General features: G+C 36.7%; 16 protein-coding genes and 1 riboswitch. Of the genes, 15 read left to right on the top strand and 1 reads right to left on the bottom strand.

Annotation, left to right across the window (positions count from 1 at the left end):
* Positions 1–8 precede the first annotated feature (8 nt).
* The 11 genes from ACP7AV_RS00245 (at position 9) to metF (ending at position 13346) form a co-directional block, all read left to right on the top strand.
* Positions 9–710, top strand: a complete 702-nt coding sequence (locus ACP7AV_RS00245; protein WP_426090295.1) for a phosphoadenylyl-sulfate reductase — start codon at positions 9–11, stop codon at positions 708–710.
* Between the two features lie 74 nt (positions 711–784).
* A complete protein-coding gene (gene cysD / locus ACP7AV_RS00240) occupies positions 785–1684 on the top strand; it encodes a sulfate adenylyltransferase subunit CysD (RefSeq protein ID WP_426090294.1) in 900 nt (299 codons plus the stop codon).
* Positions 1685–1864: 180 nt separating this feature from the next.
* On the top strand, positions 1865–3109 hold the full coding sequence (locus tag ACP7AV_RS00235) for a sulfate adenylyltransferase subunit 1 (protein ID WP_426090293.1): 1245 nt from the start codon (positions 1865–1867) through the stop codon (positions 3107–3109).
* Positions 3110–3138: 29 nt separating this feature from the next.
* The gene (locus ACP7AV_RS00230) at positions 3139–5229 is read left to right on the top strand and encodes a nitrite reductase (protein ID WP_426090292.1); all 2091 of its coding nucleotides are present in this window, start codon (positions 3139–3141) and stop codon (positions 5227–5229) included.
* Complete coding sequence (gene cobA / locus ACP7AV_RS00225) at positions 5222–5995, top strand: uroporphyrinogen-III C-methyltransferase (protein ID WP_426090291.1); 774 nt, start codon at positions 5222–5224, stop codon at positions 5993–5995. Before ACP7AV_RS00230 ends, cobA begins: the two co-directional genes overlap by 8 nt.
* Positions 5996–5997: 2 nt before the next feature.
* Entirely contained in the window at positions 5998–6588 is a 591-nt protein-coding gene (locus ACP7AV_RS00220; RefSeq protein WP_426090290.1) for a precorrin-2 dehydrogenase/sirohydrochlorin ferrochelatase family protein, read from the top strand.
* 165 nt (positions 6589–6753) lie between these two features.
* The gene (locus ACP7AV_RS00215; RefSeq protein WP_426064444.1) at positions 6754–7806 is read left to right on the top strand and encodes an NAD(P)/FAD-dependent oxidoreductase; all 1053 of its coding nucleotides are present in this window, start codon (positions 6754–6756) and stop codon (positions 7804–7806) included.
* Between the two features lie 92 nt (positions 7807–7898).
* Positions 7899–8018, top strand: a riboswitch (SAM riboswitch).
* A 266-nt stretch (positions 8019–8284) separates the two neighbouring features.
* The gene (locus ACP7AV_RS00210) at positions 8285–9286 is read left to right on the top strand and encodes a homocysteine S-methyltransferase family protein (protein ID WP_426090289.1); all 1002 of its coding nucleotides are present in this window, start codon (positions 8285–8287) and stop codon (positions 9284–9286) included.
* Positions 9287–9386: 100 nt separating this feature from the next.
* Positions 9387–9611, top strand: coding sequence for a hypothetical protein (locus tag ACP7AV_RS00205; protein ID WP_426090288.1), 225 nt, complete (start codon positions 9387–9389; stop codon positions 9609–9611).
* Positions 9612–9629: 18 nt separating this feature from the next.
* Positions 9630–12308 (top strand): methionine synthase, encoded by a 2679-nt coding sequence (metH, locus tag ACP7AV_RS00200; RefSeq protein WP_426090287.1) that lies wholly within the window; start codon positions 9630–9632, stop codon positions 12306–12308.
* Between the two features lie 81 nt (positions 12309–12389).
* Positions 12390–13346: a methylenetetrahydrofolate reductase [NAD(P)H] gene (gene metF, locus ACP7AV_RS00195; protein ID WP_426090286.1), complete on the top strand. Its 957-nt coding sequence runs from the start codon at positions 12390–12392 to the stop codon at positions 13344–13346.
* Between the two features lie 261 nt (positions 13347–13607).
* Here metF and gldA read toward each other — a convergent pair whose 3' ends face one another.
* Positions 13608–14507 carry a gliding motility-associated ABC transporter ATP-binding subunit GldA gene (gldA, locus tag ACP7AV_RS00190; protein WP_426090285.1) on the bottom strand — a complete coding sequence of 300 codons (900 nt, stop codon included), beginning with the start codon at positions 14505–14507 and terminating at the stop codon, positions 13608–13610.
* A 145-nt stretch (positions 14508–14652) separates the two neighbouring features.
* Here gldA and ACP7AV_RS00185 point away from each other — a divergent pair, with 145 nt between their 5' ends.
* The 4 genes from ACP7AV_RS00185 (at position 14653) to ACP7AV_RS00170 (ending at position 19347) form a co-directional block, all read left to right on the top strand.
* Complete coding sequence (locus tag ACP7AV_RS00185) at positions 14653–15906, top strand: dicarboxylate/amino acid:cation symporter (protein ID WP_426090284.1); 1254 nt, start codon at positions 14653–14655, stop codon at positions 15904–15906.
* Positions 15907–16295: 389 nt separating this feature from the next.
* Positions 16296–17123 (top strand): prephenate dehydratase, encoded by an 828-nt coding sequence (locus tag ACP7AV_RS00180; RefSeq protein ID WP_426090283.1) that lies wholly within the window; start codon positions 16296–16298, stop codon positions 17121–17123.
* A gap of 50 nt (positions 17124–17173) precedes the next feature.
* Positions 17174–18322, top strand: a complete 1149-nt coding sequence (locus tag ACP7AV_RS00175; RefSeq protein ID WP_426090282.1) for a pyridoxal phosphate-dependent aminotransferase — start codon at positions 17174–17176, stop codon at positions 18320–18322.
* Positions 18323–18489: 167 nt separating this feature from the next.
* Complete coding sequence (locus tag ACP7AV_RS00170) at positions 18490–19347, top strand: prephenate dehydrogenase (protein WP_426090281.1); 858 nt, start codon at positions 18490–18492, stop codon at positions 19345–19347.
* The last annotated feature ends 73 nt before the right edge of the window (positions 19348–19420 follow it).

The raw sequence follows: 19420 nt of genomic DNA, 5'->3' as shown, positions 1-19420 counted from the left end.
ACGAAATTATGAGCATAGCAATAACCAATACTTTATTAGAAAAAACAAGAAGCTTATCCATCGAGGAAACACTTGCTTTTTTGGCTAATGAATACAAAGATAAAGTTGTTTTTTCTACTTCTTTTGGACAGGAAGATCAAGTGATTACGGCTTTTATTGCAAAAAATGATTTACCAATTACCATTTTTACCTTAGATACAGGAAGACTATTTCAAGAAACATATGATGTTTTTCACAAGACATTAAAAAAGTATAAAAAGGAAATTAAGGTTTATTTTCCGGAGGCTTCTGAAGTAGAAAATTTGTTAAATCAAAAAGGTCCAAACAGTTTTTACGAATCGGTGGAGAACAGAAAAGAATGTTGTTTTATTCGAAAAGTGGCTCCTTTGACTAAAGCATTGAAAGGAAATTCGATTTGGATTACCGGTTTAAGAGCAGAGCAATCAGAAAACAGAAATGATTTAGACCTTTTTGAGTACGATGAAAAATTCGACATTATAAAATTCAATCCATTATTGAAATGGACTTTAGAAGAAGTTAAAAAATATATTAATGACAATAATGTGCCACAAAATGCATTGCACAAACAAGGATTTGTAAGTATAGGGTGCGCTCCATGTACTAGAGCAATTACTGCTGATGAAGATATACGAGCGGGCAGATGGTGGTGGGAATCAAGTCATAAAGAGTGTGGCTTGCACCAAAAGTAATTATGAATTATAAATTATAAATGATTGTTGGAATCTTTAAATTTTTCAATTATTTAAATTTTTAAATAAAAAAAATGAGTTCAATATTAAAAACAAACGCTTTAGAAAGCGAAGCGATATACATATTTAGAGAAGTGATTTCTCAATTTGACAAGCCAGTTTTACTTTTCTCTGGTGGAAAAGATTCGATCACATTAGTTCGATTAGCACAAAAAGCATTTTTTCCTGCGAAAATTCCTTTCCCATTGTTGCACGTTGATACAGGTCATAATTTTCCGGAAACTATTGCTTTCAGAGATAAATTAGTTGCTGAATTAGGATTGGAATTAATCGTTCGTAATGTACAAGATGCTATTGACGAAGGTAAAGTTGTAGAAGAATCAGGAAAGTATGCCAGCAGAAACAGTTTGCAAACGACTACACTTTTGGACGCAATCGAAGAATTTAAATTTGATGCTTGTATTGGCGGAGCGCGTCGTGATGAAGAAAAAGCAAGAGCTAAAGAACGTATTTTTTCTGTTCGTGATGATTTTGGTCAATGGGATGAGAAAAACCAACGTCCGGAATTGTTTGATATTTTGAACGGAAAAATTGAAAATGGTCAAAACGTTCGTGTGTTCCCAATTTCGAACTGGACTGAATTAGATGTGTGGAGTTACATTGAACAAGAGCAAATCGAAATTCCATCGATTTACTTTTCACACAAACGTAAAGTATTCTGGAGAGACAATATGATTTGGTCCCATTCTCCATTTGTGTACCAGGAAGAAGATGAAGAAATTGAAGAAAGAATTGTTCGCTTTAGAACCGTTGGAGATATGAGTTGTACAGCAGCTGTTGATTCTTATGCAGCAACGATTCAAGAAGTAGTAGGCGAAATTAGATCTTCGACGATCTCAGAAAGAGGTGCCAGAATTGATGACAAACGTTCGGAAGCCGCAATGGAAAAAAGAAAACAACAAGGGTACTTTTAAAATCCCCACCCCTGCCCTCCCCGAATGGGAGGGAGCCATAGCCGGATAAAAAGTGTCCATTGGTTGAGGGTTTTATAAAGTAGTAAAATAGATAAAAAATTGATTTTTTAATTAAATAAATGCCAGACTCGTCTCCCTTTCCTTCGGGGAGGGTCGGGGAGGGGAATACATAACGGTAATATGGAAGTTTTAAAAATAGCAACAGCAGGAAGTGTAGATGACGGAAAGAGTACCTTAATCGGAAGATTATTGTACGATACAAAATCGTTGACTACGGATAAGATTGAAGCAATAGAAAAAAGCAGTAAGCAAAAGGGATACGATTACTTAGATTTTTCATTGGCGACCGATGGTTTGGTTGCCGAGAGAGAACAAGGAATCACGATTGATGTCGCGCATATTTATTTTTCGACTGCTAAGAAAAGTTACATTATTGCCGATACTCCGGGTCACGTAGAATATACACGAAACATGGTTACCGGAGCTTCTACTTCGCAAGTTTCAATCATTTTGATTGATGCTCGTAAGGGAGTTATTGAGCAAACATACCGTCACTTTTTTATCAATAATTTACTGCGAGTAAAAGAGGTGATTGTTGCGGTAAACAAAATGGATTTAGTGGATTATTCGGAAGAAGTTTACAATAAAATAAAAGCTGATTTTCAAGCTTTAAATGCGAAAAGTACTTTCAAAGAGCAAACGGTTAGTTACATTCCGTTAAGTGCTATCAATGGTGGTAATGTCGTTAACAAATCAGATAACATGCTTTGGTATGATGGACAAACGGTTTTGGAACATTTAGAAGCGTTAGAGCCAAAAGATGTGTACGAAAAAGGACAAGCGCGTTTCCCTGTTCAAACAGTAATTCGGCCAAAAACGGCAGAGTATCATGATTTTAGAGGATACGCCGGAAAATTATACGGCGACAATATTAAAGTAGGCGATGCGGTAACTGTCCTTCCATCGTTGACCGAATCTAGAGTAACGAATATTCACTTTTTCGATAAACAGTTTAATGAAGCAACTGTAGGATCTTCTGTTACTATTGAATTAGAAAATGACATTAATGTGACTAGAGGAGATATGATTGTAAAATCAAGTGAGCTTCCAAGAATTGGAAAAGATATTAATACTACAATTTGTTGGATGGACAGCAAAAAGTTAGTTCCGGGAACAAAATATTTTATACAGCACAACACGAATCGAGTTTTAGCAAAAATTGAAAGTGTTAAAAATGTGATTGCAACGGATTATTCGGGTTCAAGTCCGGCAACTCAGTTAGCAATTAATGAAATAGGAGAAGTGAATATTAAGTTGAGTAAGGCTATATATTTTGATACTTACAACGACAACAAGTCAAACGGTGCTTTTATTTTGATAGATGCCGCAACCAATACAACTGCAGGAGTTGGTTTTATAAACTAAACTTAGCTGTTGCTAAAAATATAACAAAGATGCAAAGTTTTAGAACTGAAATAGAAGATCCGATTGTCCAAAGAGAGATTATCGATTTAGAGAAAAAAATTCATTCTTTCCGAAGTGGACAAATTGACGATGAGCGTTTTCGCAGTCTTCGTTTGGCACGTGGTATTTATGGTCAACGTCAAGAAGGCGTGCAAATGATTCGTATTAAATTGCCATTCGGAAAAGTGACTAGTGAGCAATTGAAGCGTATTACTGAAGTATCGGATAAATATTCGACAGGACGTTTGCACATTACCACCAGGCAGGATATTCAGATTCACTATGTGAGTTTAGATAGAACACCCGAGCTTTGGTCTGAGCTGGCCAAAAATGATATCACTCTGAGAGAAGCTTGCGGAAACACCGTGCGTAATATTACAGCAAGTGAATTAGCGGGCGTAGATGTAGATGAGCCTTTTGATGTATCCCCGTATGCACACGCTCTATTCCAATATTTATTGCGTAACCCAATTTGTCAGGAAATGGGACGTAAATTCAAAATATCATTTTCCTCTTCTGATAAAGACACTGCTTTGAGTTATGTGCACGATTTAGGTTTTATTCCAAAAATTGTAAATGGCGAAAAAGGGTTCAAAATAATGTTTGCCGGAGGTTTAGGTTCTCAACCAAGCCATGCTGAATTGCTTTCGGAATTTGTACCGGTTAATCAAATTATTCCAACTGCCGAAGGGATAATCAGGGTTTTTGACCGATTTGGAGAAAGAACAAAACGGTTGAAAGCACGTATGAAATTCTTAATTAAAGACCTGGGTCGTGAGGAGTTTTTACGTTTGGTTGACGAAGAGAAAAAAGCCTTGCCTTTTCATTCTTATGAAATTGACACTACCGCTTTTGAAGGTCCAATTACAGAACCTTTATTGGCAGTGCCAGCAGTCACAATTGATGACGTTGTAGCTTTTGAAGCCTGGAAAAAATCAAATGTGATTATACAAAAACAAACAGGATACGTAGCTATTGGTATCAAAGTGCTTTTAGGAGATTTTTATACAGACAAAGCAAAATTGCTAGCAGATTTGATTAAAAATTACGGAGCGAATGAATTGCGCTTTTCATTGCGACAAAACATCGTTTTGCGTAATATCAAAGAAGAAAATCTAGCGTTCTTTTACCAAGAATTAGCCAAATTGGATTTTGTTACTTTAGGCTATGAAACTATCGGAGACATCACGGCTTGTCCGGGTACCGATACTTGTAATTTAGGTATCGCTAGCAGTACTGGTATAGCAGATGAATTAGAAAGAGTGTTAAAAACGGAATATCCACAATACAGCAACAATCAACAAATCGCCATAAAAATTAGCGGTTGTATGAATGCTTGCGGACAGCATAATATGTCCGAAATAGGTTTCCAAGGAATGTCCATTAATGCAGGAAAGTTGGTAGCTCCGGCTCTTCAGGTTTTATTAGGTGGAGGGAATTTAGGAAACGGAAACGGAAGATTTTCGGATAAAGTAATCAAAATTCCAAGCAGAAGAGGACCTGATGCGTTGCGTTATATTTTAAATGATTTTGAGGCAAACGGAAACGGACAATCGTTCTTGAATTATTATGTTACCAAAGGGGAGAAATATTTCTATGAATTTTTGAAGCCATTGGCTGATATAACAAACCTTACGGAGGCTGATTTTGTAGATTGGGGAAATGCTGATAATTACGTAAAAGCAGTTGGAGTAGGAGAATGCGCTGGCGTTGTCATTGATTTGGTGGCTACTTTAATATTGGAAGCCAAAGATAAAATGACTTTCGCGCAAGAAGCTTTCGAAGATAAAAAATGGGCAGATGCGATTTACTTGGCGTACGCAGGTTTTGTAAACGGTGCCAAAGCAATATTATTGGCTGAAAACGAAAAAACAAATCACCACGCTGGGATTATCGATTTATTTGATACTGTTTTTATCGAAAGCAAAAAAATAGAATTGGATTCAAGCTTCAAAGATTTGGTTTATCAAATCAAATCGAATGAGCCTTCGGCAGAATTTGCACAAAAATACATCCAACAAGGCGTTGCGTTTTTTGATACAATAGAGAAATATAGAGCAAAAGATTTAGCAGATGCTTAAAAATATACAACCAACAGTTACGCTAGTGGGTGCGGGTCCAGGTGATCCGGATCTGTTGACGATCAAAGGTGCAAAGGCACTGGCTGAGGCCAATGTCGTTTTGTATGATGCCTTGGCAAACGAAGAAATTTTAAGTTATGCACCTAAAAAAGCAATTAAAATATTTGTAGGCAAACGTAAAGGTTGTCATAAATATACGCAAGACCAAATCAACCAATTGATTGTAGATAACGCGCTTACGTATGGACATGTGGTTCGCTTAAAAGGTGGCGATCCATTTATTTTTGGTCGTGGCAGTGAGGAAATAGACTTTGTAGAAAGTTTTGGGATACCTACATTTGTAGTGCCGGGAATTTCATCGTCGATTGCCGTTCCTGCTTATCAAGGTATTTCGTTGACCAAAAGAGGTGTTTCCGAAAGTTTTTGGGTAATTACAGGTACAACTTCTGACAGGAAATTGTCAAATGATGTGGCTTTAGCAGCGCAATCATCGGCAACAGTTGTGATATTGATGGGAATGAGTAAGTTGTCTCAGATTATTGAACTATTCCAGAATGAATCCAAAGGAGAGACTCCCGTTGCAATTATTCAAAACGGAACTACGATTCAGGAGAAAATTGGTGTGGGAACAATTAATACAATTCAGCGAGTTGTGGCGGAGAATAAATTAAGTAACCCTGCGATTATTGTCATTGGAGAAGTAGTTAAAGAAAGCAATAAACTGAAAGGATTTTATGAAGAATTTATAGCAAAAGAAATACAATAACATTGGAAATAAACGAATTATATCCTGTTTTTTTAAAATTACACAACCTCAATGTACTTATTGTGGGGGGAGGAAACGTGGGTTTAGAAAAATTATCATTTCTTTTAAAATCAAGTCCAAACGCCAATGTTGAAGTGGTTGCGCCAAAGTTTTTGCCAGAGCTGGAAAGCTTGGCCGCAAAACATCCTTCCGTAAAATTGACCTACAGAAAATTCAATCGGTGGATGCTTCGCAAACGCCACATGGTCATTGCTTGTACAGATGATTTAAACGTCAATAAAAGGATTTATGATTTGTCCCGAAAAAGATATTTGATTTGTAATATTGCGGATACACCGCCATTATGTGATTATTATTTGGGCGGAATTGTAACCAAAGGAAATGTAAAAATAGCAATTTCAACTAACGGAAAATCACCGACAACAGCCAAAAGATTACGAGAGTTTTTTGAAGAAATAATTCCGGACGATATTAATAAAATGGTTGAAAACCTAAATGAATATCGCAAAACACTCAAGGGGAATTTTGAAGAAAAAGTTCAAAAAATGAATGAAATCACTGAGGCGTTAAAAAATAAAGAGCCAAGAGAATAGAATAAACAATAAAGAATTCGACTGATATTTATCATTTATTTTTGAGAGAATCATTCGTTCATTTGTAAAAATAATAATAAGTAAGAATAAGTATAACAAAAGAAACTCTACCAAGTCTCTCCCTCCTTTGGAGGAGGCTGGGGGGAGGAATAAAAGAATATAAAAATGATTAAAACAGACATACTGATAATAGGAGCCGGACCAACAGGTTTATTTGCCGTTTTTGAAGCAGGATTATTGAAATTGAAATGCCATATTTTAGATGCTTTACCACAAGCGGGCGGTCAATTATCTGAATTGTATCCTAAAAAACCTATTTATGATATTCCGGGTTTTCCAGAAGTATTGGCGGGAGATCTGGTGGATAATTTAATGGAACAAATCAAGCAGTTTGAACCGGGATTCACTCTTGGAGAACGTGCAGAAACGATTGAAAAACAAGAGGACGGAAGTTTTATTGTAACGTCAAATAAAGGAAAAAAATTCCATGCTCCAGTTGTTGCGATTGCTGGTGGATTAGGAAGTTTTGAACCCAGAAAACCATTGATAGAAGACATCGAATTTTATGAAGATAAAGGAATCAAGTATTTCATTAAAAACCCGGAAAAATTCAGAGACAAAAGAGTCGTTATCGCTGGTGGAGGAGATTCTGCTTTAGACTGGAGTATTTTCTTGTCGAATATTGCTTCCGAAGTGACTTTAATTCACCGTAGAAATGAATTTAGAGGAGCGTTAGATTCGGTCGAAAAAGTGCAGGAGTTAAAAGATTTAGGGAAAATAAGAATGATCACGCCGGCAGAAGTTGTTGGTTTGAATGGAGCCGAACATTTGGAGTCAATCGATATTGAGGAAAATGGAGCGCATCGTACTATAGAAACGGATTATTTTATTCCGCTTTTTGGATTAACTCCAAAGTTAGGTCCTATTGGAGACTGGGGATTAGACATTGAAAAAAATGCCATCAAAGTAAATAATGCTTTGGATTATCAAACGAATATTCCGGGAATTTTTGCCATTGGTGACGTAAACACTTATCCAGGAAAACTGAAATTGATTCTTTGTGGATTCCACGAAGCGACTATGATGTGTCAGGCAGCCTACCAAATCATCAATCCGGGGAAAAAATATGTATTGAAATATACTACAGTTTCTGGTGTTGACGGATTTGACGGAACTCGTAAAGAAGCTCCAAAAGCCGTGGTTAAAGCCATAGTTTAACAACTTAGTACAAACTAGTTAAAAAATAAAGCGCTAATACTTGCAAGTATTAGCGCTTTGTCTTTACTTTGCACTGTTCCTATATTTATTGAAAGTTATCACGAAAGGCGGAGGGAAAGACCCGATGAAACCTTAGCAACCCTTTATCTTTAAAGAAGGTGCTACATTCTACTTTATACAGAACCAGTTTCAGTATCAAAGATAGATAACACACGAATACTCACCCAGTATTTCTCAAACCTTTTCTTGACAACATATATTTTTAGCCTGCTGAATCATTTTTAGTAACAGGAGCGAACAATTGGCGTTTTTTTTGCCAGTATCGTTCCCGCTTTACGCTATATCTTTTTTTCTGAACACCAGAAAAAAAGGATATCGCTTCAATCGGGGCTAAAGAGTTCATATAGTGAACTTTTGTAATTAATAATCAAAAGTGTAAATCCCGAAATGGATCGTGATTTACAAGAAATAACAAGATATGTCAAGCATTCAAGAAGCCATTAAAAAAAGTATACTCATACTCGATGGAGCTATGGGAACCATGTTGCAACGTTACAATTTCTCTGAAGAAGACTTTCGTGGAGAACGTTTCAAAGATTTTCCACATTCCTTGAAAGGAAACAACGATTTATTGTCAATAACTCAGCCACAAGCGATTCGAGCGGTTCACGCCGCTTATTTTGAAGCAGGAGCGGATATTGTTGAAACCAATACTTTTTCTGGAACCACCATCGGAATGGCTGATTACCATCTCGAAGATATTGTTTACGAACTCAACTACGAATCGGCAAGAATCGCCAGAGAAGTAGCTGATGAATTTACAGCCAAAAATCCAGAAAAACCTCGTTTCGTTGCGGGTTCAATTGGACCTACAAACAGAACAGCGAGTATGTCGCCAGATGTAAATGATCCGGGTTACAGAGCGGTAACTTTTGATGATTTACGCATTGCTTACAAACAACAAGTGGAAGCGTTAATTGACGGAGGAAGTGATTTACTGTTGGTGGAAACTATTTTCGATACCTTAAATGCCAAAGCGGCACTTTTCGCTATTGAAGAAGTCAAAGACGAACGCAATATTGACATTCCCATCATGGTTTCTGGAACAATTACCGATGCATCAGGAAGAACACTTTCTGGTCAAACCGTGGAAGCTTTCTTAGTTTCGGTTTCGCACATTCCGTTGTTGAGCGTAGGCTTTAATTGTGCCTTAGGAGCCGATTTGCTGAAACCGTATTTACAAACATTGGCGCAAAACACTTCCTTCAATGTTTCGGCGCATCCTAATGCAGGATTGCCTAACGCATTTGGAGAGTACGATGAGACCCCGGAGCAGATGCAAGCCTTTATCAAAGAATATTTAGACGATAATTTAGTAAATATCATAGGCGGTTGTTGCGGAACAACGCCGGAACATATCAAGTTGATTGCTGAAATTGCCAAGGAGTATAAACCTAGAGTATCAACGGCGACAATGTAATTAAATTTCCTGCAAGGTTTTTTTCAAACCTTGTAGGTATGTTTAAAAATAGATGTTTGCGAGATGTTACAGTAGTTCAACCTCAGTTATCGCGAGCGGTATGACAAAAAAGAGTATGACGTTGAAGGATTTACTGGATGAGTTTACTTCGTTTCTCGCAATGACGTCAAAAGCACAAAACTGCGTGAGGGATAGTAGTGAAGCTCCTTTTTTTAGGCTTTTTAGCCGAAGGAAAAGAGCGGGAACGAATAGCCCGACCCTTTTGGGTCACGCCCAAATTACAAGAAGAATAAGTTACTCCGATACGGTTTTTAAAACCTTGTAGGATCAAATAAAATAAAAAATGGCACACGCAGAAAAGAGAAGAAACCTTGTATTATCAGGATTAGAGCCTTTAATCATTACGCCAGAAAGCGTTTTTGTAAATATTGGCGAGCGAACGAATGTTACAGGTTCTAGAAAATTCCTTCGGTTAATCAAGGAAGAAAAATACGAGGAAGCACTTAGTATTGCTAAAGAGCAAGTGGAGGGCGGCGCGCAAATCATCGATATTAATATGGATGAAGGAATGCTTGATGGCGAATATGCCATGACAAAATTCCTGAATTTGATCGCTGCTGAACCTGATATTTCGAGAGTTCCAATTATGATTGATAGCTCGAAATGGGATATTATCGAAGCGGGTTTAAAAGTGGTGCAAGGAAAAAGTGTTGTAAACTCGATTTCTTTAAAAGAAGGCGAAGAGCAATTTATTCATCATGCCAAATTGATTAAGCGCTACGGTGCTGCGGCAATTATTATGGCTTTTGACGAAACGGGACAAGCTGATAATTACGATCGTAGGGTAGAAATTTGCCAGCGTTCGTATGATATTTTGGTAAATAAAGTTGGTTTTCCTCCGCAGGATATTATTTTCGATTTGAATATATTCCCTGTAGCAACAGGAATGGAAGAACACCGCGAGAACGCCTTGGATTTCTTTAGAGGAACCAAATGGGTTCGAGAAAATCTTCCGCATGCGCACATAAGTGGTGGGGTAAGTAATGTTTCGTTCTCGTTTAGAGGAAATGACACGGTTCGGGAAGCGATGCACTCGGTTTTTTTGTACCATGCTATTCAAAACGGAATGACGATGGGGATCGTAAATCCAGAGATGCTTTCTATTTACGATGAAATTCCAAAGGAACTTTTGGAACGTGTTGAAGATGTAATTCTAAACAGACGTGATGATGCCACCGAAAGATTGTTGGACTTTGCCGAAAATGTAAAAGGGGATGTAAAGAACAATGAAAAAGCAGTTCAAGAATGGCGTTCAGGTACCATCCAAGAACGATTGACACATTCGCTAGTAAAAGGAGTCGATGAATTTATAGAAATTGATGTGGAAGAAGCCCGATTGGCAGCAACAAAACCTATTGAAGTTATCGAAATTAACTTGATGACCGGAATGAATGTCGTTGGGGATTTATTTGGTTCAGGTAAAATGTTTTTGCCTCAAGTGGTAAAATCAGCCCGAGTAATGAAAAAAGCGGTGGCTTATTTACTGCCTTTTATTGAAGCTGAAAAAGATGGAGTCTCCAGTTTTGCCGGTCGTATATTAATGGCGACTGTCAAAGGAGATGTGCATGATATTGGGAAAAATATTGTTTCGGTTGTTTTGGCCTGTAACAATTATGAAATCATCGATTTAGGGGTTATGGTTACTCCTGAGAAAATTATTGCAGCAGCTATTGAGCACAATGTAGATATCATTGGATTAAGCGGATTAATAACACCTTCGCTTGACGAAATGGTTTATTTGGCCAAGGAATTAGACAAAAAAAACATAAAAATTCCTATAATGATTGGGGGAGCAACAACTTCACGGGCGCATACTGCCGTGAAAATTGCACCACAATATAGAGAAACGGTTATTCATGTAAATGATGCTTCGAGAGCCGTAACGGTTGCCGGAAATTTATTGAACAAGGATAGAAAGATATATGCAAGCGACATCAGGGCTGATTACGACGCTTTTAGAGAGACCTTTTTAAATCGTTCGCGAGACAAAAACTTCTTGACTATTGAGCAAGCCCGTAAAAATAAATTGCAGTTGGATTGGGAGAATTTTACTCCTGTAAAACCAAATGTAATTGGAGAACAAACTATCGAAGTTGATCTGGATGTGTTGGTTCCTTATATTGACTGGACGCCGTTTTTTAGAACATGGGAATTGTTCGGAAAATATCCGGCGATTTTAACGGATACTGTTGTTGGGGAGCAAGCTACTTCCGTTTTTGCGGATGCACAAGAAGTGTTGGAAGTTATTTTGAAAGAAAAGAAACTGACAGCCAAAGGAATTTACGGAATTTTTCCTGCGAATCAAATCAACGATGACGATATTGAATTGAGTGATGAAAACGGAAAAGTGTTGGAGAAATTCTTGACGTTACGTCAGCAATCACAAAAAACAAAAGGTGCTCCAAACATTGCCTTGTCGGATTTTATTGCCCCGAAAGATAGCGGAAAAACCGATTATATGGGCGCATTTTGTGTCACAACCGGTTTTGGTGTTGATGAGTGGGCGGCTGAATTCGAAAGAGATTTAGATGATTACAATTCGATTATGGTCAAAGCATTGGCGGATCGTTTTGCGGAAGCTTTCGCGGAATATTTGCACGAAAAAATCCGAAAAGAAATTTGGGGCTATTCGTCTGATGAAGCTTTAAGTACTGAGGCTATGATTGCCGAAGATTATAAAGGAATTCGTCCGGCTCCAGGATATCCAGCTTGTCCCGACCATTTAGAAAAACCAACGATTTGGAAATTACTGAATGTAGAACAAGAAATAGGAGTGACTTTGACTGAAAGTATGGCAATGTGGCCCGCTTCCTCGGTTTCTGGATATTATTTTGGAAATCCGCAAAGCAAGTATTTTGGACTCGGAAAAATAAAAGAAGACCAAGTTATCGATTACGCCAAACGAAGAAGCGTTTCAACCGAAGTAGCCACGAGATGGTTAAGCCCGAATATAGCAGATTAAAAACACAGTCATAAAGTCAAAAGTCATAAAGTCCAAAGGACGTGACTCTCGACATTTGACATTCAAACTTTAAGACTTAAGATGAAAGTAACACAACATATTGAAGACGCCAAAGGAGAAACGTTATTCTCTTTCGAAATTATTCCGCCTCAAAAAGGCAAAAGCATTCAGGAATTATACGACAATATAGATCCGTTGATAGAATTTAAACCACCATTTATAGACGTTACTACTTCTCGCGAAGAATTTATTTATGTCGATAAAGGGAACGGATTATTAGAAAAAAAATTGACCAGAATGCGTCCTGGAACGCTTGGGATTTGTGCTTCCATAAAACATAAGTATAATGTAGATACAGTTCCTCATGTGCTGTGTGGAGGTTTTACCAAAGAAGAAACGGAGTATTTATTAGTCGATTGTCATTATTTGGGAATTGATAATGTGATGGCCTTGCGAGGTGACGCGATGAAGGATGAGCAGTCTTTTGTTCCTAAACAAGGAGGAAATGATTTTGCCGTTGATTTGGTCAAACAAATTGATCAATTAAATTGCGGAAAGTACTTACATGACGTGATGGATGTTGATAACAAAGCCAATTTTTGCATTGGAGTTGCGGGATATCCGGAGAAACATTTGGAATCGCCGTCATTGATTTCAGATTTAAAAAGACTGAAAGAAAAGGTTGATGCAGGTGCGGATTATGTGGTGACACAAATGTTCTTTGACAATGCAAAATATTTCAAATTTGTTGCCAAAGCCAGAGAAATGGGGATTACCGTTCCTATTATTCCAGGTATTAAACCTATTGCAGTGCAAAGACACTTACAGGTATTGCCACAAATTTTTAGAATCGATTTGCCTGAAGATTTGATTCATGCGGTAGATCAATGCAAAAATAATGCTGACATCAGACAAGTTGGAATCGAATGGGCTATCCAACAATCATTAGAATTGAAAGCTGCCGGTGTTCCCGTGTTGCACTATTATTCTATGGGAAAATCAGAAAATATTCGACAAATCGCGAGTAAGGTTTTTTAGGAGCTATTTCCAGCTATTCGTTACAATCTTTTCTTGTCTCAAAAAATGAGACAAGAAAAGGATTTTTACTGCTATCTGGGCTAGGGATTTGACGGTTATCAATATCGTTATTTATTCCAAATTCTCGTCATTTTGTCATTCCGACGAAGGAGGAATCTCACCGCATGGGATTCCTCCTTCGTCGGAATGACAAATCAAACGGTATAAAAATTATAAATGGCTAGTATTTTTCATCTGCAAACTGCGACTGAACACTGATTACTATTTTTTCGTGATCTCTCTAAAAACAGCCTCTAAATTTTTATTCTTCTGATTGAGCTGCAGCGTTTTTAAACCATTGGCATTGGCAAAATCAAAAACAGCTGGACGCATGTCTTTATCCGCTTTGAAAGTCAATTCCCAAATCATATCATGCGTGTTTTTATAAGAAACAAGATTTTCTATTTTAGAAATAGCTTGTTCCTCTATTTTATAATCAAATTCTACTTCAATAACTTGCTCCTTATCTTCGGAAATTAAATTATCTAGTTTTTTATCGGTAACAATTTTACCGTTATTGATGATAATAACGCGGTCACAAATGGCTTCGACCTCTTGCATAATGTGTGTAGAAAGGAAAACGGTTTTGTCTTTCCCTACATTTTTAATCACATTGCGAATTTCCATTAATTGGTTTGGATCTAAACCAGTTGTTGGTTCATCGAGAATCAAAACATCAGGATTGTGTAATAAAGCGTTGGCAAGACCTACGCGTTGACGGTATCCCTTGGATAATTGTCCTATTTTTTTATGACTTTCGGTACTTAAACCGGTAAGCGTAATTACTTCTTCAATTCTGGATTTTGCGACTTTGTACACATCAGCGTTAAAAGCTAAATATTCACGTACATATAAATCCAAGTACAACGGATTGTGCTCCGGTAAATAACCAATTGAAAGCTGAACGGCTTTTTGTTGGGTGTTTACATCGTTTCCATTTACTAAAGCGGAACCTTCATCGGCACTAATATACGTGGTCAATATTTTCATCAAAGTCGATTTTCCGGCTCCATTTGGACCTAAAAAACCAACAATTTCGCCTTTATTAATGGAAAATGAAATGTTATCCAGTGCTTTTTGGGAACCGTAACTTTTGGATATGTTATTAACTGCTATTGACATGGAATTTTATTTGTTGCAAAAGTAAACAGAAAAAGTATTGATTTGTTGTTTTTGTAACTCAATAAATAAAAGACCTTCGTCAAAGTTTACCATGTAAGATTTTATTCTATTTTAGATTTATATCTTTACCATAAAATATATGAACATGAATTTGAAAACTACACGATCAGACAGTTTCTTGAAAAACTACAAAAGCATTTTATTGCTTCTCGGCGGAATTTTGGCAGGAAGTATATTGGGTTTAGTTTTTGGAAAAGGTGTAGAAGTGATTAAACCTTTGGGCGATATATTTCTGAATTTATTGTTTACCGCAATTATCCCGTTAATATTTTTTACGATTGCATCTTCAATTGCCAATTTAGAAAAATCAGAGAAACTTGGTAAATTGTTTGCAATTGTCATTGGCGTGTTTTTAAGTACAGTATTAATTTCGGCCGTTTTGATGCTCGTTGGCGTATTGTTATTTCCTATTCAGCAAGACATTATAATTTCCAAACTTCCATTGGAAAGCATTCAGGAAAGCACCACAGGTTCACAAATTACGCAGTTGCTTACTGTAAGTGACTTTTTTGAGCTGTTGTCTCGTAAAAATATGTTGGCGCTCATTATATTTTCTTTTTTAATAGGATTTGCCAGTTTGCATTCGGGAGAGAAAGGAAAAGATTTCAGTCGATTTTTGCATTCCGGAAACGAAGTGATGAAACAATTGCTGCATATGATTATGAAAACGGCTCCAATAGGTTTGGGTGCTTATTTTGCGTATCAAGTTGGGATTTTTGGACCGCAATTATTTGGTGCTTATGCAAAACCTTTAGGCCTGTATTATGCGGTTTGTGCTTTTTACTTTATTGTGTTTTTTAGTTTGTACGCTTTTATCGCTGGAGGAAAATTAGGATTTATAGTGTTTTGGAAAAATAACATTACGCCTTCCTTAACGGCATTGGGAACCTGCAGCAGCATTGCAACAATTCCTGCCAATCTGGAAGGTGCCGAAAAAATGAATATTCCTGCACATATTAGAAATCTCGTTATTCCTCTGGGTGCGCCTTTGCATAAAGATGGTTCGAGTATGTCGTCTATTATAAAAATTGCCGTTATTTTTGCAATGTTTGGAAAAGAGTTAACGGATCCTAATACGATACTAATCGCATTAGGAATTACTGTAATTGTTTCGGTAGTCGAAGGCGGCATTCCAAATGGAGGTTACATCGGAGAAATTCTGGCAATAACCGTGTATGGATTTCCAATGGAACAGGCACTTCCTGCAGCGATGATCGTGGGAACCCTTGTAGATCCTATGGCAACGTTACTGAATGCGAATGGCGATTTGGTATCGGCAATGGTAGTAGCGAGAATTTCTGAAGGGAAAAATTGGCTTACTGTAAAATTAGCAGCTTAATTTGAGTTTGTTTTAAAGATGAATTTTTGGAGAAATAATGTTTTGTTTCTTTAAAATCTAAAATGTGGATTAACCAAAAAGGATTTTAAAAGTCTTTTTTTTAAACATTATGTAATTAATAACCAGTTTTTTAGCGAATCCCCTTTTTGTTCAATAAAATCCCCTTTTTTTTTGGCTTAACTGGAAATTATTAATACATTCGCAGAGCAATTAATACAAAAAAACATTGTCATGTTGAGTAACCGATTTTATTTTAGCAACTCTTATTATTTCTTCTGGAAAGTAGAAAGGGATTGTTATATGGTTATTTGATTATAAAATTAAATTGATACTATAAATATACAATCCCGATGAAAATCGGGATTTTTTTTTGCTTAAAAGCGTGTAAAATGAATGAAATAATTGGAATACAAGGTATAACGGGTTCTTTTCACCATCAGGTGGCACAAGAATATTTCAATCAGGAAGTCGTTGTTGATGAATGTTTGTCCTTTGAAGAACTAGTAGATAACCTGCTTTCAGGCAAATCCGATCAGGCGGTTATGGCGATAGAAAATTCTATTGCGGGTCCAATTATCCCGAATTATGCTTTAATTGACAAAAATAATTTGCACATTATAGGAGAACATTATTTAATAATTCATCAAAATTTTATGGCCTTAAAAGGTCAAAAGATGGGAGATATTCAGGAAGTACATTCGCATCCTATGGCTATTTTGCAATGTATGGAATTCCTGAAAAAATATCCAAATATAAAATTAGTCGAAGACAAAGATACTGCTGAAACGGCTCGAAGAATTCAGGAAAAACAATTGAAAGGAATTGCCGCAATCGCCAGTAAAACAGCTTCTGAAATGTATGATTTGGAAATTTTGGCTCCAGAAATTCAGACGATTAATAATAACATGACACGATTTGTTATCATTAATAAAGCTGATAATTTTGTTTCTAAAAATGAAATAAATAGAGCTTCCATTAAATTTGAATTGGATCACAAGCGTGGTAGTTTAGCGGCAGTTTTGAATGTTATGAGCGACTGTAAGCTGAATTTAACTAAAATTCAATCGTTACCAAAAATAGAAACGCCGTGGAAATATTCGTTTTTTGTGGATGTTACTTTCGAAAAATACGAAGATTATGCAAAAGCAAAGTCACTATTGATCATCATGGCTGAGTATTTCAAAGTATTAGGCGAATACAAAAACACAAAATTATAATTAGCGGACAGTTACAAAATTGAAAGTCAAAAGAATTTTAAAATTTACAAATGATTACTACAGCAAAACGTCTCGATATAATTGAAGAATACTATTTCTCCTCAAAATTGAGAGAGGTGAGAAAACTGGCCTCTGAGGGTAAACCAATTATCAATATGGGAATTGGAAGTCCGGATTTACATCCGTCACAAGCGGTTATTGATGCAATAGTTCTGGCTATGCAAGATGAAAATGCGCATCAATATCAGAGTTATCAGGGATTGCCGGAATTGCGACAGGGAATGGCAGATTTTTATCAGAACAACTATCAAGTAGCGTTGGACCCAGCTAATGAAATTTTACCTTTAATGGGTTCCAAAGAAGGAATTATGCATATTTCATTAGCCTTCTTGAATGAAGGAGATCAGGTATTAATTCCTAATCCGGGTTATCCAACGTATACTTCGGTGACAAATTTAGTGGGAGCAGTTCCTATTTATTATGATTTAAAAGAAACTACTAATTGGGAGCCTGACTTTGAAGCTTTGGAAAAACTGGATTTATCGAAAGTAAAAATCATGTGGATTGGTTACCCACACATGCCAACAGGAGCAAGAGGAAGTTTGGAATTGTTTGAGAAGTTGGTGGCTTTCTCCAAAAAGCATAATATTTTGTTAGTAAATGACAATCCGTATAGTTTTGTTTTGAACGATAATCCGATGAGTTTGTTGCAAGTGGAAGGCGCAAAAGACGTGGCTTTAGAATTGAATTCTTTGAGCAAAACGTTTAATATGGCAGGCTGGAGAGTTGGAATGGTTTTAGGAAATGCAGCTTGTATTGATGCCGTGCTGAAAGTGAAAAGCAACATGGATAGTGGTATGTTTTACGGGATTCAGAAAGGAGCTATTGAAGCTTTAAAAAGTGACAAGGCTTGGTTTGAATCGATGAATGCGATTTATAAAAAACGCCGAATTCTTACCGAGCAATTGGCAGAAAAATTAGGTTGTAAAGTTTACAAAGAAGGAGTTGGATTATTTGTTTGGGCAAAATTGCCGAACGGAATCACATCGGCGGAGAAATTCATAGACGAAATTTTATATGACAAATCAATTTTCATTACGCCGGGAACCATTTTTGGAAGTAATGGTGAAGGATATATTCGATTTGCGTTGTGTGTAAAAGAAGAAAAAGTACAGGAAGCTATTGACAGATTTACTTAAAAAAACAGCTGTTTTAGGAAAAATAAACGTTCTAAAAAAACGAGATACCCTAGCCCTGATAGTAGTGGAAATCCTTTGTAGTCCTGAACTTGTTTCAGAATCCTGAAACAAGTTCAGGACTAGAAAGATTGAAACAGATAGCAGGATTAGCTACAAAAAAATAGAAAATGAAAGTATTTGTAATAGGAATAGGATTGATAGGCGGTTCGATGGTATTGGACATTAAAACGCTGCATCCGGAAGCAATAATTTACGGGATTGATAACAACCAAAGTCACTTGGCGGAAGCCATAGCTTTGGGAGTTGTTGATGCTGGTGCAACATTTGATGATTTATTTGATGCAGATTTTGTAATTGTTTCGGTTCCTGTGGATGTTGCATTGCTAGTTTTGCCGAAAGTTTTGGATGTAATCGGGGATAATACGATTGTCTTTGAAGTTGGTTCTACTAAAATGCCCATTTGCGAAGCGGTTGCCAATCACCCCAAAAGGAGGAATTTCATAGCCACGCATCCTATAGCAGGAACGGAGTTTTCAGGACCTTCGGCGGCGATAAAAGGATTGTTTCTGGGGAAAACAAATATTATTTGTGAGGTGGAGAAGACCACTTTTAAATTACAAGAAAGGGCTTTGGAGTTATTTAAAGCACTGGGAATGAGAATTCGGTACATGGATCCAAAATCACATGATAAGCACATCGCGTATGTATCGCATTTATCACATATTAGTGCGTTTATGCTTGGAAAAACGGTAATCGATAAAGAGAAACACGAGCAGGATATTTTTGACATGGCAGGTTCCGGTTTTGAAAGTACGGTTCGTTTGGCCAAAAGTTCCCCGGCGATGTGGACGCCTATTTTTAAACAAAACAGGAAGCAGGTTGTAAAAACATTGGAGGAATACATTTCGAATTTATCAAAATTTAAAGAATTATTAGAAAAAGAAGATTACGAAGCAATTTACAATGAAATGCAAAGTGTCAATAAAATAAAAGAAATATTAAACGGAATTAATGTGAAAAAGTGATCAGTGTTAAGTCACAGTTTACAGTAAAAAATAACAACACAGAATAAAACAATTAAATAGTAACAATCATCCA

The sequence above is a fragment of the Flavobacterium sp. DSR3-2 genome (assembly GCF_049896525.1).
Taxonomy (GTDB): domain Bacteria; phylum Bacteroidota; class Bacteroidia; order Flavobacteriales; family Flavobacteriaceae; genus Flavobacterium.
This window is presented reverse-complemented; position numbering and strand designations above follow the sequence as displayed.